Annotated in this window: 24 protein-coding genes and 1 pseudogene; 21 read left to right on the top strand and 4 right to left on the bottom strand. The window is 69.0% G+C overall.

Features of this window, described 5'->3' with window-relative positions:
* Positions 1–267: 267 nt before the first annotated feature.
* Positions 268–834, bottom strand: a complete 567-nt coding sequence (locus LK533_RS17420) for an HNH endonuclease (RefSeq protein WP_125961668.1) — start codon at positions 832–834, stop codon at positions 268–270.
* A 96-nt stretch (positions 835–930) separates the two neighbouring features.
* Here LK533_RS17420 and gluQRS point away from each other — a divergent pair, with 96 nt between their 5' ends.
* From gluQRS to egtD, 5 genes are all read left to right on the top strand, one after another.
* On the top strand, positions 931–1,803 hold the full coding sequence (gluQRS, locus tag LK533_RS17425; RefSeq protein WP_229364347.1) for a tRNA glutamyl-Q(34) synthetase GluQRS: 873 nt from the start codon (positions 931–933) through the stop codon (positions 1,801–1,803).
* Positions 1,804–1,814: 11 nt separating this feature from the next.
* The gene (locus LK533_RS17430; protein ID WP_229364348.1) at positions 1,815–2,042 is read left to right on the top strand and encodes a twin transmembrane helix small protein; all 228 of its coding nucleotides are present in this window, start codon (positions 1,815–1,817) and stop codon (positions 2,040–2,042) included.
* Positions 2,043–2,166: 124 nt separating this feature from the next.
* Positions 2,167–2,736 (top strand): cob(I)yrinic acid a,c-diamide adenosyltransferase, encoded by a 570-nt coding sequence (locus tag LK533_RS17435; protein ID WP_229364349.1) that lies wholly within the window; start codon positions 2,167–2,169, stop codon positions 2,734–2,736.
* Between the two features lie 16 nt (positions 2,737–2,752).
* Positions 2,753–4,015 carry an ergothioneine biosynthesis protein EgtB gene (gene egtB, locus LK533_RS17440; protein ID WP_229364350.1) on the top strand — a complete coding sequence of 421 codons (1,263 nt, stop codon included), beginning with the start codon at positions 2,753–2,755 and terminating at the stop codon, positions 4,013–4,015.
* On the top strand, positions 4,012–4,983 hold the full coding sequence (egtD, locus tag LK533_RS17445) for an L-histidine N(alpha)-methyltransferase (protein WP_229364351.1): 972 nt from the start codon (positions 4,012–4,014) through the stop codon (positions 4,981–4,983). The genes egtB and egtD overlap by 4 nt, the downstream gene beginning before the upstream one ends.
* 96 nt (positions 4,984–5,079) lie before the next feature.
* Here egtD and LK533_RS17450 read toward each other — a convergent pair whose 3' ends face one another.
* Entirely contained in the window at positions 5,080–6,174 is a 1,095-nt protein-coding gene (locus LK533_RS17450) for a DUF1176 domain-containing protein (protein ID WP_229364352.1), read from the bottom strand.
* Between the two features lie 73 nt (positions 6,175–6,247).
* On the opposite strand from LK533_RS17450, the gene LK533_RS17455 reads away from it, so the two are divergent.
* The 6 genes from LK533_RS17455 (at position 6,248) to LK533_RS17480 (ending at position 13,537) form a co-directional block, all read left to right on the top strand.
* Entirely contained in the window at positions 6,248–7,117 is an 870-nt protein-coding gene (locus LK533_RS17455) for a 3-hydroxyacyl-CoA dehydrogenase NAD-binding domain-containing protein (protein ID WP_229364367.1), read from the top strand.
* The gene (locus LK533_RS18025) at positions 7,035–7,742 is read left to right on the top strand and encodes a DUF2231 domain-containing protein (protein WP_324255333.1); all 708 of its coding nucleotides are present in this window, start codon (positions 7,035–7,037) and stop codon (positions 7,740–7,742) included. The genes LK533_RS17455 and LK533_RS18025 overlap by 83 nt, the downstream gene beginning before the upstream one ends.
* Positions 7,739–9,031 (top strand): PQQ-dependent sugar dehydrogenase, encoded by a 1,293-nt coding sequence (locus tag LK533_RS17465; RefSeq protein ID WP_229364354.1) that lies wholly within the window; start codon positions 7,739–7,741, stop codon positions 9,029–9,031. The genes LK533_RS18025 and LK533_RS17465 overlap by 4 nt, the downstream gene beginning before the upstream one ends.
* A 563-nt stretch (positions 9,032–9,594) precedes the next feature.
* Complete coding sequence (gene otsB, locus LK533_RS17470; RefSeq protein WP_229364355.1) at positions 9,595–10,350, top strand: trehalose-phosphatase; 756 nt, start codon at positions 9,595–9,597, stop codon at positions 10,348–10,350.
* Positions 10,347–12,146 (top strand): glycoside hydrolase family 15 protein, encoded by a 1,800-nt coding sequence (locus tag LK533_RS17475; RefSeq protein ID WP_229364356.1) that lies wholly within the window; start codon positions 10,347–10,349, stop codon positions 12,144–12,146. Before otsB ends, LK533_RS17475 begins: the two co-directional genes overlap by 4 nt.
* Positions 12,143–13,537, top strand: coding sequence for an alpha,alpha-trehalose-phosphate synthase (UDP-forming) (locus tag LK533_RS17480; RefSeq protein ID WP_229364357.1), 1,395 nt, complete (start codon positions 12,143–12,145; stop codon positions 13,535–13,537). Before LK533_RS17475 ends, LK533_RS17480 begins: the two co-directional genes overlap by 4 nt.
* Positions 13,538–13,634: 97 nt before the next feature.
* Here the strand turns inward: LK533_RS17480 and LK533_RS17485 are convergent, their stop codons facing one another.
* Positions 13,635–14,903 carry a NupC/NupG family nucleoside CNT transporter gene (locus tag LK533_RS17485; protein WP_229364358.1) on the bottom strand — a complete coding sequence of 423 codons (1,269 nt, stop codon included), beginning with the start codon at positions 14,901–14,903 and terminating at the stop codon, positions 13,635–13,637.
* A gap of 183 nt (positions 14,904–15,086) precedes the next feature.
* On the opposite strand from LK533_RS17485, the gene LK533_RS17490 reads away from it, so the two are divergent.
* From LK533_RS17490 to LK533_RS17525, 8 genes are all read left to right on the top strand, one after another.
* Positions 15,087–15,755 carry a queuosine precursor transporter gene (locus LK533_RS17490; RefSeq protein ID WP_229364359.1) on the top strand — a complete coding sequence of 223 codons (669 nt, stop codon included), beginning with the start codon at positions 15,087–15,089 and terminating at the stop codon, positions 15,753–15,755.
* Complete coding sequence (locus LK533_RS17495) at positions 15,752–16,057, top strand: zinc ribbon domain-containing protein YjdM (protein WP_229364360.1); 306 nt, start codon at positions 15,752–15,754, stop codon at positions 16,055–16,057. Before LK533_RS17490 ends, LK533_RS17495 begins: the two co-directional genes overlap by 4 nt.
* Before the next feature lie 174 nt (positions 16,058–16,231).
* The gene (gene argB / locus LK533_RS17500; RefSeq protein ID WP_229364361.1) at positions 16,232–17,131 is read left to right on the top strand and encodes an acetylglutamate kinase; all 900 of its coding nucleotides are present in this window, start codon (positions 16,232–16,234) and stop codon (positions 17,129–17,131) included.
* 330 nt (positions 17,132–17,461) lie between these two features.
* Positions 17,462–17,758 carry a YggT family protein gene (locus LK533_RS17505; protein WP_229364368.1) on the top strand — a complete coding sequence of 99 codons (297 nt, stop codon included), beginning with the start codon at positions 17,462–17,464 and terminating at the stop codon, positions 17,756–17,758.
* Complete coding sequence (locus LK533_RS17510; protein WP_229364362.1) at positions 17,758–18,069, top strand: DUF167 domain-containing protein; 312 nt, start codon at positions 17,758–17,760, stop codon at positions 18,067–18,069. Before LK533_RS17505 ends, LK533_RS17510 begins: the two co-directional genes overlap by 1 nt.
* Complete coding sequence (gene folD / locus LK533_RS17515) at positions 18,066–18,941, top strand: bifunctional methylenetetrahydrofolate dehydrogenase/methenyltetrahydrofolate cyclohydrolase FolD (protein ID WP_229364363.1); 876 nt, start codon at positions 18,066–18,068, stop codon at positions 18,939–18,941. Before LK533_RS17510 ends, folD begins: the two co-directional genes overlap by 4 nt.
* Positions 18,942–18,956: 15 nt before the next feature.
* The gene (locus tag LK533_RS17520) at positions 18,957–19,577 is read left to right on the top strand and encodes a MarC family protein (protein ID WP_229364364.1); all 621 of its coding nucleotides are present in this window, start codon (positions 18,957–18,959) and stop codon (positions 19,575–19,577) included.
* Between the two features lie 222 nt (positions 19,578–19,799).
* Entirely contained in the window at positions 19,800–22,697 is a 2,898-nt protein-coding gene (locus LK533_RS17525; RefSeq protein WP_229364369.1) for a TonB-dependent receptor, read from the top strand.
* A 236-nt stretch (positions 22,698–22,933) separates the two neighbouring features.
* On the opposite strand, the gene clpB is transcribed toward LK533_RS17525, so the two are convergent.
* A complete protein-coding gene (clpB, locus tag LK533_RS17530; protein WP_229364365.1) occupies positions 22,934–25,513 on the bottom strand; it encodes an ATP-dependent chaperone ClpB in 2,580 nt (859 codons plus the stop codon).
* A 65-nt stretch (positions 25,514–25,578) separates the two neighbouring features.
* Between clpB and LK533_RS17535 the strand changes: the two genes are divergently transcribed.
* Positions 25,579–25,890 carry a hypothetical protein gene (locus LK533_RS17535; protein WP_229364366.1) on the top strand — a complete coding sequence of 104 codons (312 nt, stop codon included), beginning with the start codon at positions 25,579–25,581 and terminating at the stop codon, positions 25,888–25,890.
* A gap of 20 nt (positions 25,891–25,910) precedes the next feature.
* Positions 25,911–26,344, top strand: a pseudogene (locus LK533_RS17540) (hypothetical protein); the annotation flags it as partial.

The following is a 26,344-nucleotide window of genomic DNA, read 5'->3' on the forward strand; positions in this document are numbered from 1 at the left end:
GCGGGCGCGTTGCGGTGCGTGCAAGGGCTCGGTCGCGCAGGAGCGCGGCGGGGGGAAGGCGGGAGAGACTGGCGTGGGGCAGGGTGTGGGTTGCGTGTCCCTTGCCGGGCAGGGGGCCAGGCTCACGCAGAGCAACGGCGGGTAGCGCTTGTGGCCCTGGGCTCCTGCGTTCGCAGGAGCCCGGACGAAGGGGCGGGCAGCGACCTGGCTTTGCTGAAGAACGGCGGCCTGGCCGGGGTGCGGCGGCAGGCGCCGGCAAAAGCGGGATCAGGCCTCCAGCTCGGCGTCCCAGTAGAGCCAGTCGTGCCAGGTGTCGTGCAGGTGGTTGGGCGGGAAGCGGCGGCCGTGTTCCTGCAGCTGCCAGTTGGTCGGACGGATCGGCGCGATGTGGAGCGGCATGTCGGCCTGGCGAGGGGTGCGGCCGCCCTTTCTGAGGTTGCAGGGGGCGCAGGCGGTGACGACATTTTCCCAGGTGGTGCGGCCACCCTGGGCGCGCGGCACGACGTGATCGAAGGTCAGGTCCTTGGGCGCGCCGCAATATTGGCAGGCGAAGCGATCGCGCAGGAAGAGGTTGAAGCGGGTGAAGGCGGGAAAGGCGGAGGGGCGGACATATTGCTTGAGCGCGATGACCGAGGGGAGTTTCAGCGAGGCGGTGGGACTGTGCACTTCGCGTTCGTAATGGGCGACGATGTCGACCCGGTCGAGGAACACCGCCTTGATCGCGGTCTGCCAGGGCCACAGGCTCAGGGGATAATAGCTGAGCGGGGTATAGTCGGCGTTCAGCACCAGCGCCGGGCAACTGTCCGGATGGCGCATCAGATCGGGATGAAACATGCGTTCCCCTCGCCCTCGTTCGCAGCTGCTTTTGGCAAGCCGCGGTGACAGGGGCATGACAGCATGGCGCGCACACGCCGGTCAAGGGGAAGTATCATGAGCCATGTCAGCCGCTTTGCGCCAAGCCCGACCGGGCGGCTGCACCTGGGCCATGGCTGGTCGGCGGTGGCGGCACATGCGCTGGCGCGAGCGACGCCGGGCGGGCGCTTCCTGCTGCGCATCGAGGATATCGACCAGGGACGCAGCCGGGCGGAGCATGTCGAGGCGATCCTGGCGGACCTGGCATGGCTGGGGCTCGACCATGACGGGCCGGTGGTGTTCCAGTCGGCGCGGATGGCGCTCTATGCCGAGGCGCTGGAGCGGCTGAAGCGCGAGGGGCTGGTCTATCCGTGCTTCTGCACCCGCGCGGACATTGCGCGCGAGGTGGCGGCGAGTGCGTCGGCGCCGCATGGCAGCGACGGGCCGGTCTATCCGGGGACCTGTCGCGCGCTGCCGCCGGAGGTGCGGGCGGATCGGCTGGCGCGCGAGCCGCATGCGTGGCGGATCGACATGGCGCGGGCCGTGGCGGTGGCAGGGCCCTTGGAATGGCACGATGTATTCGCCGGCACGATCGCGGCCGATCCGGGGAGCCAGGGCGACGTGGTGCTCGCGCGCAAGGATGCGGGGGTGAGCTATCACCTGGCGGTGACGGTCGACGATGCCGCGCAGGGCGTGACCGACGTGGTGCGCGGGCAGGACCTGTTCGTGGCGACGCATGTCCACCGGCTGCTCCAGGCGCTGCTGGGATTGCCGACGCCGGAATACCACCATCATCCGCTGCTGGTGGGGAGCGACGGGGCGCGGCTGGCCAAGCGGCATGGCGCGCCGACGCTGGAGTCGATGCGGGCCGCGGGGGTGGACGGACGGGCGCTGGCGGCAGAACTGCGGGCCGGGCGGCTGCCGCTTGGCTTCGGCCTGGCAAGCGCCTAGGCTCGCGCCCCATGAACGTGTTCCTTGTCCTGCTCCTGGTCGCGGCGATGATCGCCACGGTGGTTGCGCTGGTCCGCGGCGTGGTCACGTTCCTGAAGACGTCGGGCGAGGAGGCGCGGGGCGAAGGCCCGAGTGCTGCGAGCCTGAAGTCCAACAAGATGATGCAGGCGCGGGTGCTGTTCCAGGCGGTCGCGATCCTGATCGTGGTGCTGATCCTGTTCGCGGCAGGGCGGACGTGAGGGGCCACGCGCGGGCGTATCCCTGCGAATGCAGGGATCCAGGGTTCAGCAGAGCAACGGGTGGTAGCGCGCGGAACCCTGGGCTCCTGCCTGCGCAGGAGCACGAAGAGGGCGGGCGCGGGACATGGTGAAGCTCAACAAGATCTACACGCGCACCGGCGACGACGGCACGTCCGGGCTGGCGGATGGGTCGCGGGTGGCGAAGTCTTCGCTGCGGATGATCGCCATCGGCGATGTGGACGAGGCGAACAGCGCGATCGGCGTGGCACGCACGGCACTGGGCGCGGGCGTGGTCGAGGAAGCGCTGGCGCGGATCCAGAACGACCTGTTCGACCTGGGCGCCGATGTCGCGACGCCGCTGGTCGATGGCGAGGCGGCGGGGGCGGCGTTGCGTATCGCGGAGTCGCAGGTCGCACGGCTGGAGAGGGAGATCGATGCGTTGAACGGCGATCTGAGCCCGCTCACCAGCTTTGTGCTGCCGGCCGGCGAGGCGGCGGCGTCGGCGCTGCACCTGGCGCGTGCGATCGCGCGGCGCGCCGAGCGCAGCGCGGTGGCGGCGGCGGGCGAGGTGACGCTGAGCCCGCTGGCGCTCGCCTATCTGAACCGCCTGTCCGACTATCTGTTCGTCGCGGCCCGTTGGGTGAACCACAAGGGCGCGGGCGACGTTCTGTGGGTGCCAGGGGCGCAACGATAGCGAAGGGACGGCGGCGATGCAGGGGATCCAGTACGAGCCTGCGCGCCACCCGCTCCAGCTTCATTTCGCCGAAGTCCGGGCGCTGAGCGAGGCGCTGGTCGCGCCGCTTTCCGACGCGGATGCGACCGTGCAGTCGATGCCCGACGCGTCGCCGGCGAAATGGCACCTGGCGCACACCAGCTGGTTCTTCGAGACGTTCGTGCTGCGCGATCATCTGCCGGGCTATCGCTTGCACGACGCGCGCTTTCCGTTCCTGTTCAACAGCTATTATGAGGCCGAGGGGCGGCGGCACGCGCGGGCGCGGCGCGGCATGGTGACGCGGCCGAGCCTGGCGGAAGTGCTCGGCTACAGGCGCGCGGTGACGCAGGCGGTGCTTGACGGCTGGGAGCGGCTGCCGGCGGCGGCGATCGAGCTTGTCGAGCTCGGCTGCCACCATGAGCAGCAGCATCAGGAGCTGCTGCTCACCGACGTGCTGCACCTGTTTTCCGAAAATCCGATCGAGCCGGCGCTGTGGCCCGCAGCCCCCAAGCAGCCTGTCGCAGTGCCGCCGCCGATCGGCTGGATCGAGCATGGCGGCGGGATCGTCGAGGTGGGGCATGACGGCCGCGGCTTTGCATTCGATTGCGAGGGGCCGCGCCACCGGGTGCTGCTGGCGCCGCATGCACTTGCGGACCGGACGGTCACCAACGGCGAATGGGCGGCATTCCTTGCGGACGGCGGCTATCGCGAGCCGCGCCACTGGCTGTCGGACGGCTGGGCGTGGGTGCAGCGGGAGGGGATCACGGCGCCGCTCTATTGGGAGCAGGGCGAGGGCGGCTGGACGCGGTTCGGGCTGGACGGACGGCGCGCGATCGATCCGGCGGCGCCGGTGACGCATGTCAGTTTTTACGAGGCGGATGCCTATGCGAGCTGGGCGGGCGCGCGGCTTCCGACCGAGCAGGAGTGGGAGGCGGCGGCAGCCGGCTGCGACGCCGCTGGCGGCAACCAGCTCGACGCGCCGGGACCGGTGGAGCCGCGGCCGGCGATGTCGGGCCCGGCGTTCTTTGGCGACGTGTGGGAGTGGACCGGCAGCGCCTATCGCCCCTATCCGGGCTTCCGGCCGGTCGAGGGTGCGGTCGGCGAATATAACGGCAAGTTCATGAGCGGGCAGTTCGTGCTGCGTGGCGGATCCTGCGCGACGCCGCGCGGGCATGGGCGGGCAAGCTATCGCAACTTCTTTTATCCGCACCAGCGCTGGCAGTTCACCGGCGTGCGGCTGGCCCGGGACCTGGACGCATGACGGTGATGGAGCGGACGCAGGTGGTGACGGCGGACCCGCGGTTCCGGGCGGACGTGCTGGCGGGCCTGGCGATGCGGCCGCGCGCGATTCCGGCGCGCTGGTTCTACGACCGGCGCGGATCGGAGCTGTTCGAGGAGATCACCCGGCTGCCGGAATATTATCTCACCCGGACCGAGACGGCGCTGCTGCACGCGGCGGTGCCGGAGGTGGCGCGGCTGACCGGGCCGGGCCGCGCGGTGGTGGAGTTCGGGTCGGGATCCTCCACCAAGACGCCGATCCTTCTGGGCGGGATCCTGCCTGCGGCCTATGTGCCGATCGACATTTCGGGCGACTTCCTGCGCGCGGCGGCGGCGGAGTTGCAGCAGGCGTTCCCGGCGGTGCCGGTGCATGCGGTGGAGGCGGATTTCCTGCAGCCCGTCGCGCTGCCGCACGGGGTTTCGGGGATGCCGAAGCTGGGGTTCTTCCCCGGCTCTACGATCGGCAACATGGAGCCGCATGCCGCGGTCGACCTGCTGCGGGCGATGCGCGGGTCGCTGGGCGAGGGCGCGCAGCTGCTGATCGGGATCGACCGGGTGAAGGCGCAAGCCGTGCTGGTGCCGGCCTATGACGATGCGCAAGGGGTGACGGCGGCGTTCAACTGCAACCTGCTGGAGCGGATCAATCGCGAACTGGGCGGCAGCGTGCCCGTCGAGGCGTTTGCGCACCGGGCGGTGTGGAACGATGCGGCCTCGCGGATCGAGATGCACCTGGAGGCGGTGCGCGACGTGGCGTTCGAGGTGGCGGGGGAGGCGTTTGCGATGGGGGCGGGCGAGACGATCCACACCGAGAACAGCCACAAATATGGCGCGCGCGGTGCCCGCGTGCTGCTGCGCGCCGGGGGGTGGACGCCGGTGGGGGAGTGGAGCGACCCGGACGGGTGGTTCGCGCTGATCCTGGCGGAAGCGCAGGGGTTTGCGGCGGCGCCTTGAGGGGGCGTCTGGGCGGTATCCCGATACGAGCCCTCGATACGCTCCTTGCGGAGCACCTCGGTCTCTACTCGACAGGGATGGGGAGGGATCTACCGCCTATCGCACTACCCGGGCGCGCCAGGTGGGAAGGTAGGTCTTGCTGCCGCGGCATTCGCGCATCTCTTCCTGGGCGGCGAGGCGGAAGCGGGTGCCGTCCCAGACGAACTCCTGGCGGATGCCGCAGTCGCCGAGACCGCGACCCCGCGCGAAGCTGGTGAGGACGCCGTTTTCGAACCCGCCATCGACGACGTTCTGCACGGGCGCGTCCGCGGCCGAGATGCCCGAGGGGGCGTCGAACTTCGCCGGCTCGAACTTGCCGTCGCGGACCGTGAACACGGCCAGCATCCGGTTGTAGGCGCCCGAGGCGCACGGAAGCAGGACCAGGGTGCGCCCGTCGAGCGGCTTGGCCTGGGGCTGGCCCAGGTCGCGGCCGGTGTCACAGCCGGCCACATGCTTCATGGCGGCGACGCGTGCCGGGTCCAGCAGCGCGGCCTCTCCGCGCACCGGGATGGCGCGGATGACCGGCAGGGCGGGGGCAGGCGCGGTGTCGGGTTTCTCGCCGATGGCCACCAGCGCGCCGGTGGTGCCGGCGCGTGCCTGTTGGGCGTCGATCCAGCGCAGCGCGGCGCCGGCACCATCCAGGCTGACGGTGCCGATGGGTTTGCCGTCCCGGCCACTGACGCTCAGGCGGCGGCCGGTGCCGAGCTTCGCCGCGATGTGTGCGGCGTCCTCGCCGTCGAACACGACCGCGTTCTCGGCGCCCTTGCCGCCCGTAGCCAGCTGCGTGCCGTCGATGGATACCGCAAGTGGGCCAGCCAAGTCCGGGCCGGTGAAGCGCAGCACCGGTGCGGCACCCGGCCCGGCGGCGCGGTCGAGCACCAGCATCAGCACGGGGTTGGTCGCATCCCTGGGCGCGAGTGCTACGGCGCGGCAGGCGAGGCCGTTGTCGCAGCCGACGACCCAGTCGCGAAAGGTCTTGGGCTCGCCGGGCCTGGGCGTGGCGCCGGTGTCGGCGTCCGGCTGCGGCGCGGCGGCTAGCGCGCGCGGGGTGGCGGGCGTGGCACTCGCCTGAGGGGCGGGGGGCGGCGCCTTGTCGCCACAGGCGGCAAGCGGCAGGAGAAACAGGGTCGCGAGCAGGGTGGGGCGGTGCATGGCCGCGACACTATCGCGCTGCGCCGGTGCCCGAAACCCGCTATTCCCCTGCACAAAGGCAGGAGGATGGATGATGCAGGCAGTTGGAGTGATCGGGGCGGGGCAGATGGGCGCGGGCATCGCGCAGGTGGCGGCAGAGGCCGGCTATCGCGTGCTGCTGTCGGACGTGTCGGCCGAGCGCGCCGAGGCGGGCAAGGCGGGGATCGCCAGGCAACTCGCGCGCGCCGTCGACAAGGAAAAGATCACCGCGGAGCACCGCGACGCGGCGCTTGGGCGGATCGAGCCGGTGGGCGACGTCGCGGCGATGGCGCCATGCGACCTGGTGATCGAGGCGGCGACGGAGCGCGAGGAGATCAAGCGCGCGATCTTTGGCGAAGTCGGCAAGGTGCTGGGCGCGACCGCGATCCTGGCGAGCAACACCTCCTCGATCCCGATCACGCGGCTGGCGCAGGCATCGCCCGATCCGGCGCGCTTCATGGGGGTGCATTTCTTCAACCCGGTGCCGGTGATGGGGCTGATCGAGCTGATCCGTGGGCTGGCGACCTCCGACAACACGGTGGCGCGGGTGGAGGCGTTCGGCCAGTCGCTGGGCAAGCGCATCGTCCATGCCAATGATGCGCCGGGCTTCATCGTCAATCGCGTGCTGATGCCGATGCTGAACGAGGCGTGCTTTGCGCTGGGCGAGGGCGTGGCGACGATCGCGGACATCGATGCTGCCTGCCAGCTGGGGCTGAACCATCCGATGGGGCCGTTCACGCTCGCCGACTTCATCGGGCTCGACACCTGCCTGGAGATCACGCGGGTGCTGTTCGAAGGCACGGGCGATCCCAAGTTTCGGCCGGCGCCGCTGCTGGTGAAATATGTCGAGGCGGGGTGGTACGGCCGCAAGACCAGGCGGGGGTTCTACGACTATTCGGGCGCGGAGCCGGTGCCGACGCGCTGATGCTTCGGTGCTCCCGCGCAGGCGGGAGCCCAGGGGCGTCCTACACCCGAGCCGTTGTTCTGCCTGGACCCTGGATCCGTGCCTGCGCAGGGATACAGGGGTTGAGGCGCGGGCACGGAACCTCTGCCACGGGTGGGGCATTGCGGGGGTGAGGTGCGAACCGCGCGCATCCGCAACAGGAAAGGATCGGGCCATCCCCTCTGCCACTTCGGGTCGGCTGCTACGGCGACCGCTTCATCCGGTGCATGGGGTGCTGCTCGCAGCCACCCTCCCGCTGTTCCTGGGAGCGCTGCTCAGCGACATCGCCTATGGTCGCAGCGCGGAGGTCCAATGGGCCAATTTCGCGTCCTGGCTGAACGCCGGCGGCATGGTGTTCTGCGGCTTGGCGCTGCTGTGGGCGGTGATCGAGCTGGTCCGCAAGGACCGCCGGACGCGATCGGCGATGCTGGTGTTCGGCCTGTTGCTCGCGACCTTTGTGCTCGGCTTCATCGATGCGCTGGTCCATGCCAAGGATGCCTGGGCGATGATGCCGGAGGGGCTGATCCTGTCCCTCATCGTCGCCGCGCTGGCGATTGCGGCGACCTGGGTCGGGTTTTCCAGCTATCGGACCGGAGACGCGAAATGAAGCGGTCGAGCCTTCTCGCCGTCGCCGGCCTGTCCGTGATGCTGCAGGCGTGCGGCAGCCAGCCGGAAGCGGCGCAATATGGTCCCAATCCCGACCTTCCCGAGCGGCAGCGCGGATTATTGCCGACGATGAAGATCGCCGACCCGGTCGGCTGGGGCAACGAGCGGCCGGTGGTGCCGCAGGGCTTCACGGTGCGCGCGATCGCGACCGACCTGAAGGTGCCGCGCCAGACGCTGGTCCTGCCCAATGGCGACGTGCTGGTGGCCGAGGGCAAGGGCGGCGGCGATGCGCCCGCGCTTCGGCCCAAGGACATCATCGCCGGCTATATCCAGGCGAAGGGGACCACCCCGGTGAAGGGCGGCGACCGGCTGACCCTGTTGCGCGATGCCGATGGCGACGGCGTCTATGAGGGGCGCGCGGTGTTCGCGGAGCATCTGAACGCGCCCTATGGCCTGGCGCTCGCCAATGGGTCGATCTACGTCGCCAACCAGGATTCGCTGGTGCGCTTTGCCTATCGGGACGGCCAGATCCGCGCGAGCGGCCCGGCGGTCAAGGTCACCGACCTGCCGGGTCAGATCAACCATCACTGGACCAAGTCGCTGGCGGCGAGCCCCGACGGGCGCACGCTGTATGTGGGCATCGGCTCCAACAGCAACATCACCGAACGCGGCATGGCGGCGGAGGTCGACCGCGCGATGGTGTGGCAGGTCGATGCCGCGACCGGTGCGCACAAGCCGTTCGCGACCGGCCTGCGCAACCCGACCGCGCCGGCGGTGCAGCCGGGGCTGGGCCAGCTGTGGGCGGTCGTGAACGAACGCGACGAGCTGGGGCCGAACCTGGTGTCGGACTATCTCACCTCGGTGCGGGAGGGGGCCTTTTACGGCTGGCCCTACAGCTATTGGGGCAACAACGTGGACCCGCGCGTGAAGCCGCAGAAGCCGGAGCTGGTCGCGAGCGCGATCCGCCCGGACTATGCGCTGGGCGCGCATGTCGCGGCGCTGGGCGTCAGCTTCTCAGGGCCGGTGATGGGCAGCCGCTTTGCCGAAGGCGTGTTCGTTGGCGAGCATGGCAGCTGGAACCGCAGCGCGCCGTCCGGGTACAAGGTGGTGTTCGTGCCGTTCCGCGGCGGGCGGCCGGCAGGGGCGCCGATCGACTTTGCGACCGGCTTCATGGGTGCGGATGGCAAGACGCGCGGACGGCCGGTGGGCGTGACGCTCGATCCGCGCGGCGCGCTGATCATCGCCGACGACCTGTCGAACACCGTTTGGCGGGTGACGCCGACGCGTTGATGCAGGGGCGGTAGCGAGGGGCTTCCTTTGCTGGCCTCGGGTCGAGGGCGGGCTGTGGCGCAGGTCCGGCACTCTCTCGACACGGGCCCTCGACAAGCTCGATCCCTGCTCGAGACGAACGGGGTGGGGAGCGGTGCGGTGCGGTGCATCGGGCGGCTACGCCAGGGCCGGAGGGACGCCGCTGTAAATCACTGCCGTGCTCCTGCGGAGCACTGCCGTGCTCCTGCGGAGGCGAGGCCTGGCAGCCGCGCACACTCCCGTATTCCTGCGCAGGCAGGAATCCAGGGCCACGCAAAGCAACGGAAGTTTGGGTTCGGTACCCTGGGCTCCCGCCTTCGCGGGAGCACAAGAAGGGTCTGGAGGTCTAGCGGAGGCAGGAGCCCGGGGTTGCGCGCGAACGCCTGTTGTCCTGCCTGGCCCTGTATCCCTGCCTGCGCAGGGATAGGGCAGCTTTGCGACCGTTCGCGGGGTGGCCGGAGGCCTGCCGAGCCGCTAGGGCTCGTTTCCGGAACGAAATGACCGCTCGCGCGAAACAACTGCGGGGCTGTTGGGTTAGGAATGGCATGCAAGCAACGACGGCGTCCGCAGCTCTGCAAGAGCCTCCCCATTCCCTTCTCTCCGAAGCAAGCCTGTTCCTGGATTTCGACGGGACGCTGGTCGAGCTGGCCGACCAGCCCGATGGCGTGGCGGTGGACGACGCGCTGCATGCGCTGCTGCAACGGCTGGCGGATCGGCTGGATGGCCGGGTGGCGATCGTGAGCGGGCGTTCGGTGGCGCAGATCGACGGCTTCCTGGGACCGGCGCTGGGCGCGATTGCGGTGGTCGGCAGCCATGGCGCAGAGATCCGCCGAGTGGGCGGCGCAATCGTGCGCCCCGAACGGCCGGCGGCGCTCGAGACGGCGGAGGCCGCGTTCGCGGAGCGGTTTGCGAGCCATGCCGGCGTGGTGATCGAGGTCAAGACGCTGGGCGTCGCCATTCACTATCGCATGGCGCCCGACGTCGAGGCGGAGGCGAAGGCGCTGGTGGAAGCCTATGCCCGGCACGAGGGGCTGGAAGTGCAGCACGGCAAGATGATGGTCGAGCTGCGCATGGCCGGCCATGACAAGGGTACCGCGATCACGCAGCTGGCAGACGAAATGCCGTTCCAGGGCCATCCGCCGGTGTTCGTGGGCGACGACCTGACCGACGAGCCGGGGTTCGTGGTGTGCGCGCATCATGGCGGGGCGGGCATTCTGATCGGCGCACCGCGCGACAGCGCCGCCCGCTTTCGGTTCGACGGGGTCGCGAGCTTCCGCCGCTGGCTCGAGGCGGCGGCGTGACGGCGACGCTCGACCTGTGGCCCATCGGTAATTGCCAGGTTTCCGCGCTGGTCGACCGCGCCGGGCGGTTCGTGTGGGGATGCGTGCCGCGCGTCGATGGCGAGCCGACCTTCTGCTCGCTGCTCGACGACAAGCCCAAGGGCGGCGAGGAGGGTTCGCACGGCTTCTGGGACATCGACCTGGACGGCTGCGTCGAGACGACCCAGTCCTATGTCCGCAACACGCCGGTGCTGCGCACCCAGCATCGCGACGCGGACGGCAATGCGATCGAGGTGATCGACTTCGCGCCCCGCTTCCACCGCAACGGGCGCATGTACCGGCCGGTCGCCTTTTGCCGGATCGTGCGGCCGGTGTCGGGATCGCCGCGCGTGCGCGTGCGGCTGCGCCCCGCGCGCGACTGGGGCGCGCGGGTGCCCGAACGGACGCGCGGCACCAACCACATCCGCTATCTGCTCGACGACATGGTGCTGCGCCTGTCGACCAGCGCGCCGGTCGGCTGGATCGAGGACGAGCGGCTGTTCCGGGTCGAGCGGCCGCTGTATTTCTTCCTGGGGCCGGACGAGAGCTTTTCGACCGAGATCCCGACCGCGGTCGAGGCGATGCTCGACCATACGGTGGCGGGCTGGCGGCATTGGGTCCGGGGCCTGGCGACCCCCGCCGAGTGGCAGGACGCGGTGATCCGCGCGGCCATCACGCTCAAGCTCTGCCAGCATGAGGAGACGGGCGCGATCGTGGCGGCGCTCACCACCTCGATCCCCGAGCATGCGGGCTCGCAGCGCAACTGGGACTATCGCTTCTGCTGGATCCGCGACGCCTATTACACGGTGCAGGCGCTCAACCGGCTGGGCGCGCTCGACGTGCTGGAGGGGTATCTGGAATACCTCCGCAACATCGTCGACAATGCCAAGGGCGGGCATATCCAGCCGCTCTATGGCGTGGGCGGCGAGGCGCGGCTGCCCGAGGGCGAGGCCGAGGCGCTGAACGGCTATCGCGGCATGGGGCCGGTGCGGATCGGCAACCAGGCCTATGAGCAGGTCCAGCACGACGCCTATGGCCAGATCGTGCTGTCCAACGCGCAGGCGTTCTTTGACCAGCGGCTGTTCCGCATCGCGGGCGAGCAGGATTTCGAGGCGCTGGAGCCGGTGGGCGAGCGCGCGTGGAAGGCGTTCGACCAGCCCGATGCCGGGCTGTGGGAGCTGCGCACGCGCAGCCATGTCCACACCTATTCGGCCGCCATGTGCTGGGCGGCGTGCGACCGGCTGGCCAGCGTCGCGCGGCACCTGGGACTGAGCGCGCGCGCCGAGTTCTGGCAGGGGCGCGCCGACACGATGCGCGAAAAGATCGAGACGGCGGCGTGGCGGCCGGAGACCAACCGCATGTCGGCGACCTTCAGCGGCGACGATCTGGACGCGAGCCTGATCCAGCTGCTCGACCTGCGCTTCGTGGCGCCGGACGACCCCCGTTTCCGCGGCACGCTGGAGGCGGTGGAGGCCGGGCTCAGGCGCGGATCGCACATGCTGCGCTACGCGACCGAGGATGATTTCGGCCTGCCGCATACGGCGTTCAACGTCTGCACCTTCTGGCTGATCGAAGCGTTGCACGCGACCGGACGAGTCGGGGACGCGCGCGTCCTGCTGGAGGAAATGATCGACCGGCGCACACCGGCAGGGCTTCTTTCGGAGGATATCGATCCCGCCACCGGCGAGCTGTGGGGCAACTATCCGCAGACCTATTCGCTGGTGGGACTGATCAATTCGGCGATGCTGCTCAGCAAGCCGTGGACGGAGGTACGATGAGCCGCCTGATCGTCATTTCGAACCGGGTGCAGGCGCCCACGGCGGCCGGCGCGGGCGGCGCGCAGGGCGGGCTGGCGGTGGCGCTGACGGCGGCGCTGCGCGAGGAACACGGCATCTGGTTCGGCTGGTCGGGCGAGACCGGCAAGGACCACGAGCTGCGGTTCGAGACGTACGAAGGCGTGACCTCTGCGGTGATGGACCTGTCCGAGCAGGACGTGGAGGAATATTACGACGGCTTCGCCAACCGCACGCTGTGGCCGCTGTTCCACTATCGTCTGGACCTGACCGAGTTCGAGCGCGACTTCCAGGGCGGCTATGAGCGGGTGAACCGCGTGTTCGGCCAGGCGATCGGCCCGCATATCGAGCCCGATGACGTGGTGTGGGTCCACGACTATCACATGATCCCGCTCGGCTGGGTGCTGCGCCAGCAGGGCGTGCAGAACCGCATGGGCTTTTTCCTGCACATCCCGTGGCCGCCGACGCGCCTGCTGGTGGCGCTGCCGCAGCATCGGCGGCTGGTGGAGTCGCTGTTCGCCTATGACGTGGTCGGGTTCCAGACCGAGGAATGGCTAGAGTCCTTCCGCCATTATGTCGTGACGGAGATGGGCGGCACCTTGTCGGAAGGGGACTGCGTGACGGTCGGCGGGCGGACCATCCGCGCGATCGCCTGCCCGATCGGGGTGGACGCCGACAGCTTCATCGCCGCCGCCAACGGGCCGGTCGCCAAGGCGACCCAGCTGCGGATGCTAGAGAGCGCGGCCGGGCGCAGCATGATGGTGGGCGTCGACCGGCTCGATTACTCCAAGGGGCTGGCCGAGCGGTTCTCGGGCTATGAGCGGTTCCTGCAGAACCATCCCGACCGGCGCGCGCTGGTCTATCTGCTGCAGATCGCGCCGCCGTCGCGGACGGCCGTGCAGAGCTATCGCGACATCCGCGACAATCTGGACGCCATGTCCGGGCGGATCAACGGCGCCTATGCCGATGTCGATTGGGTGCCGATCCGCTACGTCAACCAGGGCTATCCGCGCGACGTGCTGGCCGGCATTTACCGGGCGGCACGGATCGGCCTCGTCACGCCCTTGCGCGACGGCATGAACCTGGTCGCCAAGGAATATGTGGCGGCACAGGACCCGCATGATCCGGGCGTGCTGATCCTGTCGCGCTTTGCCGGGGCCGCCGCGCAGATGCCGCAGGCGATCCTGTGCAACCCCTATAGCGCCGAGGACGTCGCCGACGCGATCGACAAGGCGCTGCGCATGCCGCGCGAAGAGCGGATCGCGCGGTGGAAGCCGATGTTCGACAATGTCCGGCACGAGGACGTGCTGTGGTGGCGCCGGCGGTTCCTGGACGTGCTGACCAACGCGCCGCTGTGCGAGCGGAACACGATCTGAGCGCTGCTTTCTGACCTCAGGGCCAAGCAGGACAATGGTGCGCGGAGCTTAGAAACCCTCGTGCTCCTGCCTGCGCAGGAGCACGAGAGCAGCCCGCTTACGGCAGCAGCAACCCCGCCAGTGCCGCCGACATCAGGTTGGCGAGGCTGCCGGCGACCAGCGCGCGCACGCCGAGCTTGGCGATCATCGGGCGCTGGTTGGGGGCGAGGCTGCCGGTCGCGGCCATCTGGATCGCGATCGAGCTGAAATTGGCAAAGCCGCAGAGCGCAAAGGTGACGATCGCGACGGTGCGCGGCGACAACTGGTCGCGCAGGTTGCCGAGCTCGATGAATGCCACGAACTCGTTCAGCACCATCTTGCTGCCGAACAGCCCGCCGGCCAGGCCCGCCTCGTGCCAGGGGATGTTGAGCAGGAACATGACCGGTTGGAACACCGTGCCGATGATCATCTGGAAGCTGAGCTCCGGATGGCCGAACCAGCCGCCGACCGCGCCGAGCAGGCCGTTGGCAAGTGCGACCAGCGCCACGAACGCCAGCACCATGGCGCCGACCGCCACCGCGATCTTGACGCCGACCTGCGCACCGGTGGCGGCGGCCATGATGAGGTTGGCGGCGCGTTCCTCCTCCATGTGCACCTCTGCGGCGCGGATGACCTCTTCCTCGTCCGCGACCTCGGCCGTGACTGCGCCTTCGGGCGCAAGCGGCGTGTCGGGCATGATGATCTTTGCCATCAGCAGCCCGCCGGGCGCGGCCATGAACGATGCTGCGAGCAGGAAGGGCAGCGACTGCGGCCCCAGGAACGACGCATAGGCGGCGAGGATGGTGCCGGCGACGCCCGCCATGCCGACCGACATGACCGCGAACAGCTGAGACGGGGTAAGGCTGGCGAGATAGGGGCGGATCACCAGCGGCGCCTCGCTCTGGCCGACGAAGACGTTGGCCGCGGCGCACAGCGATTCGACCTTGGACACGCCGGTGATCTTTTCGATGCCGCCGCCGACCCAGCGGACGACGAACTGCATCACGCCCAGATGGTAGAGGATCGACACCAGGGCGGCGAAGAAGATGATGACCGGCAGCGCCGAGATGGCGAAGCTGTGGCCGCCCATCTCCGGCCCGGCGAGCGGCCCGAAGATGAAGTTGGTGCCGGCCTGTGCATAGCCGAGCAGCGCCGACACGCCGGCGGCCGCCCCCTCGATCAGCCGGCGGCCGATCGGGACATAGAGCACCAGCACGGCGATGCCGACCTGCAGCGCGAACGCCGAGCCCACCACGCGCAGGCGGATCGCCCGCCGGTTCGTCGAGATCGCAAAGGCGATCAGCAGGATCACGGCGATACCGGCAATGCCGATCAGAAAACGATTCATTCTTGGTTCCGGCCCCGTGCCTGGTCGCCAGGCGTGAAGAGTGGTCGTGCAGCCTCTGGCAGGGCAGCGCGGCGGGACTATGGCCAAGCGGGGGCCGCGGCAACAGATGTTTCGTGCGCAAGCGTGCCATTTCAGGCGGTTGCGCGCATTGACGGACACGCGAAAGCGTCTAGCGTCGCGCGGATGACTCCCCATCCTTCCACCGCCCGCCCGCCTCTTGCGGTGCCGCGGTCGCTGTTCGCCTTCTCGATCTTCTATGGCGGCATGGTCTGCATCGCGGGCGTGCTGGGCAACAAGCAGGTGGCGCTGGGGCCGTTGGCGGTCGAGGCGGGGATCTTTGCGTTCCTGCTGCTGGTGGTGGTTTCCAGCGCCACGGCCGAACTGCACGGCCGCACCACCGCCAACCGGCTGGTGCAGTTCGGGTTCGTGCCGCTGATCTTTTCGATCCTGCTGCTGCTGGTGGTGCTGAGCGTGCCGGCCGCTCCCGACATGGCGCCCGACCGGCTGGCCGCGTTCGACCTGATGATGCGCGCGACCCCGCGCATTTGGGGCGCGGGCATCGTCGCCTATGGTGTGTCGCAGACGCTGAACGTGACGATTTTCGCCGCGATGCGCCGCGGGGCGGGCAAGCTGCTGTGGCTGCGGGCCGGGACCGCCAGCGCCCTGTCGCAGATCGTCGACACGCTGATCTTCATCACCATCGCCTTTTATGGCGCCTTTCCGATCGGCCAGCTGATCGTCGGGCAGATGCTCGCCAAGGTCGCGCTGTCGGTGGTTCTGGTGCCGCCGCTCATCTACCTGTTCGTGGCGCTGGGCCATTGGCTGGACGGCACCAAGGGGGATGCGCAGTGAGCGACGAATATGTGTACGACGAGGCGACGGGCGAGTGGATCAGCCCGGCCGATGCCGCGGCGGCAGCACCCGTCGCGGCCGACGACGGGGTGGAAGTGCGCGATGCGGCGGGCAATCTGCTGGCCGACGGCGACAGCGTGACGCTGGTCAAGGACCTGAAGGTCAAGGGGGCCAACCAGACGCTGAAGCGCGGCACGGTGATCAAGTCGATCCGCCTGACCGGCGATGCCCAGGAGATCGACTGCCGGTTCGAAGGCATCAGGGGGCTGGTGCTGCGCGCGGAGTTCGTGCGCAAGCGGTAGGGGCTGCGACTGCGATCTCCCGCGTGCTCCCGCGCAGGCGGGAGCCCAGAGCCAAGCAGGGCAACGGCCGTCGGGGCGCGAGACCCTGGGCTCCTGCCTGCGCAGGAGCACGGGAAGGGCGGCGCTCCTTCAAAATCTTTGGCGTGTCGCGCGCTTGGCGCTACAGGCGCGCGCATGACCGACCATTCCCCCGATCCCCGGATGCTTGCCAAGGCGGAGACGCTGACCGAGGCGCTCCCCTATCTCCAGCGCTATGCCGGGATGACCTTTGTCGTGAAATACGGCGGGCACGCGATGGGCGATCCCGAACTGCAGCGCGACTTTGCCGAGGATGTGGTGCTGCTGAAGGCGGTGGGCATCAACCCGGTGGTGGTGCACGGCGGCGGGCCGCAGATCGGTGCGATGCTCAAGCGGCTGGGCGTCGAAAGCCGCTTCGTCGACGGCCTGCGCGTCACCGACGCTGCGACCGCGGAGGTCGCGGAGATGGTCCTGGCGGGCAAGATCAACAAGGAGATCGTGTCGTGGATCGCGGCGGCCGGCGGGCGCGCGGTCGGCATCTCGGGCAAGGATGCCGGGCTGGTGCGCGCCGAAAAGGTGCAGCGGACCGAGCCCGACCTCAATTCAGGCATCGAGCGGCACGTCGACCTGGGCTTTGTCGGCGAGCCGGTGGCGGTCGACCCGACGCTGCTCAACAGCCTGGCGCGCGACGGCTTCATCCCCGTGGTGGCGCCGGTGGCGCTCGGGGCGGACGGGCATACCTATAACGTCAATGCCGACACCATGGCGGGGGCGATCGCCGGCGCGCTGGGCGCGGCACGCTTCTTTCTGCTCACCGACGTGCCCGGCGTGATGGACAAGCAGGGCGAGTTGCTGACCGACCTGAAGCCTAGCGACATCGCCGCGCTGAAGCAGGACGGCACGATCAAGGGCGGCATGATCCCCAAGGTCGAGACCTGCGTGGCGGCGGTCGGATCGGGCGTGGACGCGGCGGTGATCCTGGACGGGCGCATCCCGCACGGGCTGCTGCTGGAGATCTTTACGCGCCAGGGCGCGGGGACGCTGGTTCGCGCCTGAGGACGGGCGCGCGGCGGATCTCTCGACACGGGCTCTCGACAAGCTCGAAACCAACGGGGTTGGTATAGGCGGGCTTTGCATAGGGCCCGGCAATCGCCTCAAAACCTGCCGTACCCCTGCGAAGGCAGGGATCCAGGGCCAGGCAGAACAACCACTTGCGGCGGATGACGCTCTGGGCTCCTGCCTTCGCAGGAGCACGGCAAGGCGCTTTGCCCAGGTGTCATCTTCGCCGGGATGGCGGCGCGGCGGTGCCGAGCACGACGCGCTTGTCCGCAGCGGGGCGGGTGAGGTATTCGGGCGGCAACCAGTTTCGGAGCCGCCGCGTTGAATATCCTCATCGACATCCTCAACTATCTGCTCAACGTCCTGTGGTGGGTGATCTTCGTCCAGTTCGTGCTGTCGATCCTGATCGCCTTCAACGTGATCAACACCCACAGCGATTTCGTGCGCAGCGTCTGGCGGGCGCTGAACGTCATCACCGAGCCGATCTACCGGCCGTTCCGCCGGATCCTGCCGGACCTGGGCGGGATCGACCTAGCGCCGATGGCGGTGCTGGTGACGATGGGCATTCTCCAGACCATCCTGCTGCCGGCGCTGTATCGCGCGACCTTGCCCTACGCGGTTTGATGCGGGGCGGGGCGGCCTGGTCGCCCGATCCCGCCGGCATCCGCATCGCGGTCCGCGTGACGCCGCGCGCCGCACGCGAAGGGTTCGGGGGCGGCGACGCGGACCATTTCGTCGCACGCCTCACCGCGCCGCCGGTCGAGGGCGCCGCCAATGCTGCGCTGGTGCAGCTGGTCGCGAAACGCTTCGGCGTGGCCAGGCGCGCGGTGACGCTGGTCGCCGGTGACACGGCGCGGCTCAAGCGGTTGCGGGTCGAAGGCGACACGGCGGCGCTGGAACAGACGGCCGCGAGCCTCTATGCGACAAAGCCATGAGCGCTGACATCATCGACGGAAAGGCCTTTGCGGCCGAGTTGCGGGGCCGGGTAGGCGAGGCCGCAGAAGCATTTGCCAAGGCCGCGGGACGGCCCGCCGGGCTGGCGGTGGTGCTGGTCGGCGAGGACCCGGCCTCGGCGGTCTATGTCCGCTCCAAGGGCAAGGCGACGCTTGCCGCCGGCATGGCGAGCTTCGAGCATCGCCTGCCTGCCGACACCGACCAGGCGACGCTGGAGGCGCTGGTCGACACGCTCAACGCCGATCCGGCGGTCGACGGCATCCTGGTGCAGCTGCCGCTGCCCGGCCATCTGGACGCCGACGCGGTGCTGCTGCGGATCGATCCCGACAAGGACGTCGACGGCTTCCACCCGGTCAACGCCGGGCGGCTCGCCTCCGGCCTGGCGGGTTTCGTGCCGTGCACGCCGCTCGGCTGCCTGATGCTGCTGCGCGACCGGCTGGGCGACCTGTCGGGCCTGGAGGCGGTGGTGATCGGCCGGTCGAACATCGTCGGCAAGCCGATGGCGGCGCTGCTGACCGCCGACAGCGCGACCGTCACGCTGGCACATTCGCGCACCCGCGACCTGGCGGGCCATGTCGGCCGCGCCGACATCGTGGTGGCGGCGGTCGGCCGGCCGAACTTCGTGCAGGGCGCCTGGCTGAAGCCCGGCGCGACCGTGATCGACGTGGGCATCAACCGGGTGGAGAGCGGCCTGGTCGGCGACGTCGACTTCGCCTCTGCCGTGGAAGTCGCGGGCGCGATCACGCCGGTGCCGGGCGGGGTGGGGCCGATGACCATCGCCGTCCTGCTGCGCAACACGCTGGTCGCGGCACATCGCCGCGCGGGCGTGCCGCTCGACGACGCTACGCTGTAACGCTCAGATCCGCGCATGCTCGAGCTGTTCATCTCCTCGCTGATCACCTTTTTCGTGGTGATCGATCCGCCGGGCTGCGCGCCGATCTATGCCGGGCTGACGGCGGGCGCCTCGGGCGTGCAGCGCCGCGGCATGGCGATCCGCGCGGTGGTGACGTCGGCCGCGATCCTGCTGGTGTTCGCGCTGTTCGGGCGCGGGCTGCTCCATGCGCTGGGCATCAGCCTGGACAGCTTCCGCATCGCCGGCGGCATCATGCTGTTCCTGATCGCGCTGGAAATGGTGTTCGAGAAGCGCACCCAGCGCCGCGAGGACCGCGCGGCCAAGATCATCGAGACTCACGAGGTCGAGGACGTCTCGATCTTCCCGATGGCGATGCCGATGATCGCGGGACCTGGCTCGATCGCCAGCGTGATGCTGCTGATGGGCCAGACCGACGGCACGGCGGAAAAGCTGGTGGTGCTGGGCGCGCTGGTCAGCATCCTGCTGGTGATGCTGCTCGCGCTGCTCGCGGCGGCGCCGCTGATGCGGCTGCTCGGCGACAAGATCGAGGCGGTGATCACCCGCGTATTGGGCGTGCTGCTGGCGGCGCTGGCGGCGCAATTCGTGATCGACGGGCTGCGCGCAAGCTTCCTGTAAGGGACGAGGGAAGCGCGCGGTCGGGGGCAGCCGAACGCGAATAATCCTACTGTGCCAGTGGCTTTGTTGCCAAATCGCGACAGCTGCGAACAAAAATTGCGCGCCGGAACTAGGGGTTCTTTACAATCTTGTCAGCGCAGGGGCATGGGGATCCGCCGTTTGCCGGACCGCGGTCCGCTGCAACGAGCGGGTAAGGGGATTGTGAAATTGCTTAACACTTCGATGTTGCGCGGCACGACCGCGCTGACGGCGCTGGTACTGGTAGGCGCGGGCATCTCCGCTCCGGCCTTCGCACAGACCGCCGAGGCTCCCGCGGCCGCACAGGCCGACCAGGTCACGCCGCCCGCAGTCGACGAGGCTGCCAGCGACACCACCGCCGCCGGTCAGGAAATCGTCGTCACCGGCTCGATGTTCCGCCAGGCCGTGACCCCGTCGCCGGTCACCGTGGTTTCCGCCGAGTCGCTCGACCAGCGCGGCATCACCACCGTCCAGGAAGGCATCCAGCGGCTCGCGGCCAACAACGGCCCGGCGCTTACCAACTCGTTCAGCGCGAACGGCGCGTTTGCGGGCGGCGCTTCGGCCGTGTCGCTGCGCGGCCTGTCCAGCAGCTCGACGCTGGTGCTGTTCGACGGCCTGCGTGCGGCCTATTTCCCGCTCGCCGATGACGCGACCCGCAACTTCGTCGACCTGAACACCATCCCGGACGAAATCGTCGAGCGCGTCGAAGTGCTGCGCGACGGTGCGTCGTCCAGCTATGGCGCGGACGCGATCGCGGGCGTGGTGAACATCATCACCAAGCGCAGCTTCCAGGGTGTCGCAGGCCGCGCCGAAGCCGGCATTTCGGAGGACGGCAACGCGCCGACCCAGCGCCTGTCGCTGACCGCCGGCACCGGCGACCTCGATAACGACGGCTACAACGCGTACGTCAGCGGCTTCTACTATCGCGCCGGCGCGACCTATAACCGCGACCTGCCGTACCCGTTCAACTCGTCCGACCAGAGCGGCATCGGCGGCCCGAACGACACGATCAACCCGAGCACCTGGGGCGTCACCAACGCCGGCTCGAACCTCTATGTTCGTCCGGTCGGATCTACCCAGTATTCGCTGCTGTCGGGTGCGTGCGCCAACGGCACGGCGACCGCCACCGGTGCCGCTGCGACCGGCGTGACGCCGAGCACGATCTGCAGCCAGGACAACATCAACCAGTATGGCGTCGTGGCGCCGAAGGTCGAGCGCTTCGGCGGTTCGGCGAAGTTCACCGCAAAGGTCGGCGACAATGCTGAAGCCTATGCGCAGTTCAACTTCCAGCAGACCACCAGCAGCTATTCGGGCACCCCGTCGCAGATCTATGCGAACGCCCCGGCCGGCATCTACTTCCAGCCCTATTCGACCCGCTCGAGCGCAGCCTCATATGCGGCGGGTTCGGGTCCGCTGACGCTGCCGGCGTCCAACCCGTACAACACGCTGGGCGTGGACGCGGAGCTCGTCGGCTGGCTGCCGAACTCGGTCGAGCGTGACGAGACCCGCAGCCGCGTGTACCGCGCCGCTGCCGGCATCCACGGCACGGCGTTCGGCGACTGGGACTATCGCGTCGACCTGACCGCGATGCACACCGACCTGCAGCGTCGCCAGAACGGCTATGTCTACATCCAGCACCTGCTGGACGTGATTGCGGACGGTTCGTACAACTTCATCGACCCGTCGGCGAACAGCCAGGCTGTTACCGACTATCTGATGCCGGAGAACATCACCAACGCGTCTTCGGATCTGTATCAGGCGCAGTTCTCGGTCAACAAGGCGGTCACCCAGCTGCCGGGCGGCGACCTGGAAGTCGGCTTCGGCGGATCGATCTATTATGAAGCCGTGGACGCGCCGAGCGCGAACTCGGACATCAATGGTCCGACCGAGCGGTATTTCCGCCTCAACGCGTTCGGCACAGAGGGTAACCGTACCGTCACCTCGGCATTCGGCGAAATCAACGCGCCGATCCTCGACCAGCTGAGCCTGAACGCGTCGGGCCGCTACGACCATTATTCGACCGGCCAGGGCGCCTTCTCGCCGAAGCTCGGCGCCAAGTTCACGCCGATCGAGCAGCTGACCGTGCGTGGTACCTGGTCGCGCGGCTATCGCATCCCGAGCTTCGCGGAAGCCAACGCACTGCCGACCACGGGCTATGTGACCAACTCGGCGGGCCTGTTCACCGATGCGTTCCTGGCGCAGTACGGCTGCTCGGTCGCGACGTTCAGCACGGCGTGCCCGACCTACATCCGTTCGGGCAGCTATGGTTCGACCACGCTTGCGTCGCCGGACCTGAAGCCGGAGAAGTCGCGCAGCTTCACGGCCGGCGTGGTGTTCGAGCCGTTCCACAACGTCGCGTTCACGGTCGACTACTTCAACATCAAGAAGACCAACGCGATCACGTCGCTGACTTCTGGTGATGCGCTGAAGGCCTATTACGCGGGCGAGACCATCCCCGATGGCTTCACCATCACCCCGGATGCGCCGGATGCGGCCTTCCCGAACGCGACGCCGCGCGTGCTCTACGTCGCGTCGGCGCTGGTCAACGCCAACACGATCAAGTCGGAAGGCATCGACTTCGGCATCAACAGCCGCCTGCAGTTCGGCGACGTGACCTGGGTGAGCAACCTGGACGCGACGCTGCAGCTGGAGCTGAGCACGACCTTCCCGGATGGTCACAAGGAAAGCTATGTCGACACGCTCGGCAACTACAACCTGACCGCAGGTACGGGCACGTTCCGCTGGCGCGGCAACTGGCAGAACACGCTGCTGGTGGGTCCGTACTCGCTGACCGCGACTGCGAACTACACCTCGGGCTATGACCTGTCGGCAGAGGACCAGGGCGGCGAGGCAGGCGACTGCAGCCTGGCACCGAGCCCGAACTACACGGGCTGCCGCGTGAAGAGCTACTTCACGATGGACCTGAACGGCAGCGTCAACGTGAACGACAACCTGACCTTCTACGTCAACGTGCTGAACCTGTTCGACCGTCTGCCCGACGTCGACCCGGTCACCTATGGCGCGTGGCTGTACAACCCGGTCCAGGCCGGCGAGAACATCTACGGCCGCCGCTTCCTGGCGGGTGCGAAGGTCAACTTCTAAGTCGACCTGCGTACAGACCGGACGAAAAGAGGGGCGGCTCCGCAAGGAGCCGCCCCTTTTCTTGTGGTTGGAGGGTACCGTCCGCAGGGATGGCACACAGCGGTTGCTCCATTTCCCGTGTCCGGATCCGGGCCAAGCAGAGCAACCGCTTGCGGTGGATGACGCCCTGGGCTCCTGCTTCCGCAGGAGCACTATAGGGGTTGCCGCCGCGCTTCCGCCTGGGCGGGAGCGGGCGTTTACGCCACCGTCAGCCGTAGTGCGCCTTCGCCCTCCTCGACCGTGACGGTGGAGCCGTCGCGGACCTCGCCCTTGAGGATCAGGTCGGCGAGCGGGTCCTGCAGGTAGCGCTGGACCGCGCGCTTGAGCGGCCGCGCGCCGTAGACGGGGTCGTAGCCCACCCGGCCGAGCCAGTCGCGCGCGCCCTCCGTCAGCTCGATGGCGATCTTGCGATCGGCAAGCAGCTTCGCGACCCGGCCGACCTGGATGTCGACGATCGGTGCCATGTGCGCGCTGCCCAGGCGGTGGAACAGGATGATCTCGTCCAGCCGGTTGAGGAATTCCGGGCGGAAGTGGGCGCGGACGACGTCCATCACCTGCGGCTCGACATCGTCGACCGACTGACCCTCGGCAAGGTTGGTCAGATACTGGCTGCCGAGGTTCGAGGTCAGGATGATGATCGTGTTCGAGAAGTCGACCGTGCGGCCCTGCCCATCGGTCAGCCGCCCGTCGTCGAGCACCTGGAGGAGCACGTTGAACACGTCGCCGTGCGCCTTTTCCACCTCGTCGAACAACACGACCTGGTAGGGCCGGCGGCGGACCGCCTCGGTCAGCACGCCACCTTCCTCATAGCCGACATAGCCCGGAGGGGCGCCGATCAGCCGGGCGACCGCGTGCTTCTCCATGAACTCGCTCATGTCGATGCGGACCATCGCGTTGGGATCGTCGAACAGGAATTCGGCGAGTGCCTTGGTGAGCTCGGTCTTGCCGACGCCCGTCGGGCCGAGGAACAGGAACGAGCCCAGGGGGCGGTTCGGGTCCTGTAGCCCGGCGCGGCTGCGGCGGACGGCGGTGGAGACGGCGCGCACGGCCTCGGCCTGGCCGATCACGCGCTTGCCCAGCTGTTCCTCCATCGCGAGCAGCTTTTCGCGCTGGCCTTCCAGCATGCGGTCGACCGGGATGCCGGTCCAGCGGCTGACCACCCCGGCGATGTCGTCGGCGGTGACCTCCTCGCGCAGCATCGCGCCCTTGGTCTGGCTCTGCGCTTCCTCCAGCTGGCGGGTGAGCGCGGGGATGCGGCCGTAGGACAGCTCGCCGGCGCGCGCGAGGTCGCCCTGGCGCTGCGCCTGCTCCAGCTCGACGCGGGCGGCGTCCAGCTGTTCCTTCAGCTTGGCCTCGGCACCGATCTTGTCCTTTTCCCCCTGCCAGCGGGTGGTGAGCTCGGCCGACTGCTGTTCCAGGTTGGCGAGTTCTTCCTCCAGGGTCGCGAGCCGGTCCTGCGAGGCGGCATCGCTTTCACGGCGCAGCGCTTCCCGTTCGATCTTGAGCTGGATGATGCGGCGGTCGAGGGTCTCGATCTCCTCGGGCTTGGATTCCACCTCCATGCGGATGCGGCTTGCGGCCTCGTCCATCAGGTCGATCGCCTTGTCGGGCAGGAAGCGGTCGGTGATGTAGCGGTTCGACAGCGTCGCTGCCGACACCAGCGCGCCGTCGGTGATGCGCACGCCGTGGTGGAGTTCGTACTTCTCCTTCAGGCCGCGCAGGATCGAGATGGTGTCCTCGACCGTGGGTTCGCCGACGAACACCGGCTGGAACCGCCGCTGGAGCGCGGGATCCTTTTCGACGTACTTGCGATATTCGTCGAGGGTGGTGGCGCCGATGCAATGGAGCTCACCGCGGGCGAGCGCGGGCTTCAGCAGGTTGCCGGCGTCCATCGCGCCCTCCGACTTGCCCGCGCCGATCAGCGTGTGCATCTCGTCGATGAAGAGGATGATCTGGCCCTCGGCGCCCTTCACCTCGTCGAGCACGCCCTTCAGCCGCTCCTCGAACTCGCCGCGATACTTCGCGCCGGCGATCAGGCTGCCCATGTCGAGCGCCATCAGCGTGCGGTCCTTCAGCGTGTCGGGCACGTCGCCATTGGCGATGCGCAGCGCCAGCCCCTCGGCGATCGCGGTCTTGCCGACGCCGGGCTCGCCGATCAGCACCGGATTGTTCTTGGTGCGGCGGGCGAGGATCTGGATGGTGCGGCGGATTTCCTCGTCGCGGCCGATGACCGGATCGAGCTTGCCGGCGTGCGCCGCCTCGGTCAGGTCGCGGGCGAACTTCTTGAGCGCGTCATAGCGGTCCTCGGCAGTCGCGGTGTCGGCGGTGCGGCCGCCGCGCAGGTCGTTGATCGCGGTGTTGAGCGCGTCCGCCTTCACGCCGGCGGCGGCAAGCGCCTTGCCCGCGGCGGTGGTGGGGGACAGGACGAGGGCGAGCAGCAGCCGCTCGACGGTGACGTAGCTGTCGCCGGCCTTTTGCGCGACCTGCTCGGCCTGGTCGAGCACGCGCACGGCGTCATTGTCGAGGCCGGGGGTCTGTTGAGCGCCGCTGCCGGAGACGGCCGGGATCCGGGCGAGCGCGGCGTCGGTGTCCGCGACGGCACGGCGGGCGTCACCGCCGGCGCGCGCGATCAGCCCTGCGGCCATGCCCTGGTCGTCGTCGAGCAGCGCCTTGAGCATATGCTCGGGCGCGATGCGCTGATGGTTGAGGCGAATGGCGACGGTCTGTGCCGCCTGCAGGAAGCCCTTCGCGCGGTCGGTGAATTTCTCTAGGTTCATGACGAATCCCTGTTACCTTCGGGAAGCAAGATGGTGTTGCCATTGTGCAACACAAGAGGGGTGAGATGCTGACATTCGCGTTGTTGACCGTGGCTGCCGTGCAGGATGCCCCGCCACCGGCGCCGGTCAAGCTGGTCGTGCCGCCGGGTGCGTGCAAGCCGACGATCGATGGCGCGGCGGTGACGCTCGACGGGCTGCGCGCGGCGACGGCGCAGTGGGTCGCCGCAAAGCGCGAAGTGCGGTTCGAACCCGATGCCAAGGCGGATCCCGCCTGTATGCAGGACGTGCTCAAGCTGCTGGCTGCGGCAGGCGCGGGCGAGCGCTTCCCGATCGCCTTTGTCGAGAACGAGGCATATTCAGGCGTCGAAGGCGGCTGAAGCGCAACGGGAGGCAGGCCGTGGCAGATATTTCCCCTTTCCTGCCGTCTCCTCCGGCATCCAGATGGACGCGCCCTGCGGGCCTGGGTGCGGCGGTGGCGGTGCACCTGGTGGTGCTGTTGCTGCTGCTGCTTCTTTCGGGCCCTCCCGAGCTGGTTTCCTCGCCCAAGGAGCCGCCGCTCAAACTCTGGACCTTGCCGCCGACGCCGGAGGTGCCCGAGCCGCCTCGGCCGGTTCCGCCCCAACCGCGCCCCGCGCCGGCCGAGGCTCCCGCTGGTGGAAGCGATGCGGCGGCGCCGCCCGCGCGCGTGATTGCACCGGTGCCGCGCAGCCCCGATCCGGTTCCGCTGACTCCGCCGCCGGTGATCGTGCCGCAGCCGATGGAGCCGGCGGTGCAGGCAGCGCCGGCTGCCTCGCCCACCGATGGCGCGGGTTCGCGGGGGCAGGCCAGCGG

Source organism: Sphingomonas sp. PL-96, from assembly GCF_020707215.1.
GTDB lineage: Bacteria > Pseudomonadota > Alphaproteobacteria > Sphingomonadales > Sphingomonadaceae > Sphingomonas.

Bases quoted from the DNA above. Each gene is read 5' to 3' on its own strand.
- LK533_RS17420 (WP_125961668.1), bottom strand. From the start codon at position 834: ATGTTTCATCCCGATCTGATGCGCCATCCGGACAGTTGCCCGGCGCTG.
- gluQRS (WP_229364347.1), top strand. From the start codon at position 931: ATGAGCCATGTCAGCCGCTTTGCGCCAAGCCCGACCGGGCGGCTGCAC.
- LK533_RS17430 (WP_229364348.1), top strand. From the start codon at position 1,815: ATGAACGTGTTCCTTGTCCTGCTCCTGGTCGCGGCGATGATCGCCACG.
- LK533_RS17435 (WP_229364349.1), top strand. From the start codon at position 2,167: ATGGTGAAGCTCAACAAGATCTACACGCGCACCGGCGACGACGGCACG.
- egtB (WP_229364350.1), top strand. From the start codon at position 2,753: ATGCAGGGGATCCAGTACGAGCCTGCGCGCCACCCGCTCCAGCTTCAT.
- egtD (WP_229364351.1), top strand. From the start codon at position 4,012: ATGACGGTGATGGAGCGGACGCAGGTGGTGACGGCGGACCCGCGGTTC.
- LK533_RS17450 (WP_229364352.1), bottom strand. From the start codon at position 6,174: ATGCACCGCCCCACCCTGCTCGCGACCCTGTTTCTCCTGCCGCTTGCC.
- LK533_RS17455 (WP_229364367.1), top strand. From the start codon at position 6,248: ATGCAGGCAGTTGGAGTGATCGGGGCGGGGCAGATGGGCGCGGGCATC.
- LK533_RS18025 (WP_324255333.1), top strand. From the start codon at position 7,035: ATGTCGAGGCGGGGTGGTACGGCCGCAAGACCAGGCGGGGGTTCTACG.
- LK533_RS17465 (WP_229364354.1), top strand. From the start codon at position 7,739: ATGAAGCGGTCGAGCCTTCTCGCCGTCGCCGGCCTGTCCGTGATGCTG.
- otsB (WP_229364355.1), top strand. From the start codon at position 9,595: ATGCAAGCAACGACGGCGTCCGCAGCTCTGCAAGAGCCTCCCCATTCC.
- LK533_RS17480 (WP_229364357.1), top strand. From the start codon at position 12,143: ATGAGCCGCCTGATCGTCATTTCGAACCGGGTGCAGGCGCCCACGGCG.
- LK533_RS17485 (WP_229364358.1), bottom strand. From the start codon at position 14,903: ATGAATCGTTTTCTGATCGGCATTGCCGGTATCGCCGTGATCCTGCTG.
- LK533_RS17490 (WP_229364359.1), top strand. From the start codon at position 15,087: ATGACTCCCCATCCTTCCACCGCCCGCCCGCCTCTTGCGGTGCCGCGG.
- argB (WP_229364361.1), top strand. From the start codon at position 16,232: ATGACCGACCATTCCCCCGATCCCCGGATGCTTGCCAAGGCGGAGACG.
- LK533_RS17510 (WP_229364362.1), top strand. From the start codon at position 17,758: ATGCGGGGCGGGGCGGCCTGGTCGCCCGATCCCGCCGGCATCCGCATC.
- folD (WP_229364363.1), top strand. From the start codon at position 18,066: ATGAGCGCTGACATCATCGACGGAAAGGCCTTTGCGGCCGAGTTGCGG.
- LK533_RS17520 (WP_229364364.1), top strand. From the start codon at position 18,957: ATGCTCGAGCTGTTCATCTCCTCGCTGATCACCTTTTTCGTGGTGATC.
- LK533_RS17525 (WP_229364369.1), top strand. From the start codon at position 19,800: ATGTTGCGCGGCACGACCGCGCTGACGGCGCTGGTACTGGTAGGCGCG.
- clpB (WP_229364365.1), bottom strand. From the start codon at position 25,513: ATGAACCTAGAGAAATTCACCGACCGCGCGAAGGGCTTCCTGCAGGCG.
- LK533_RS17535 (WP_229364366.1), top strand. From the start codon at position 25,579: ATGCTGACATTCGCGTTGTTGACCGTGGCTGCCGTGCAGGATGCCCCG.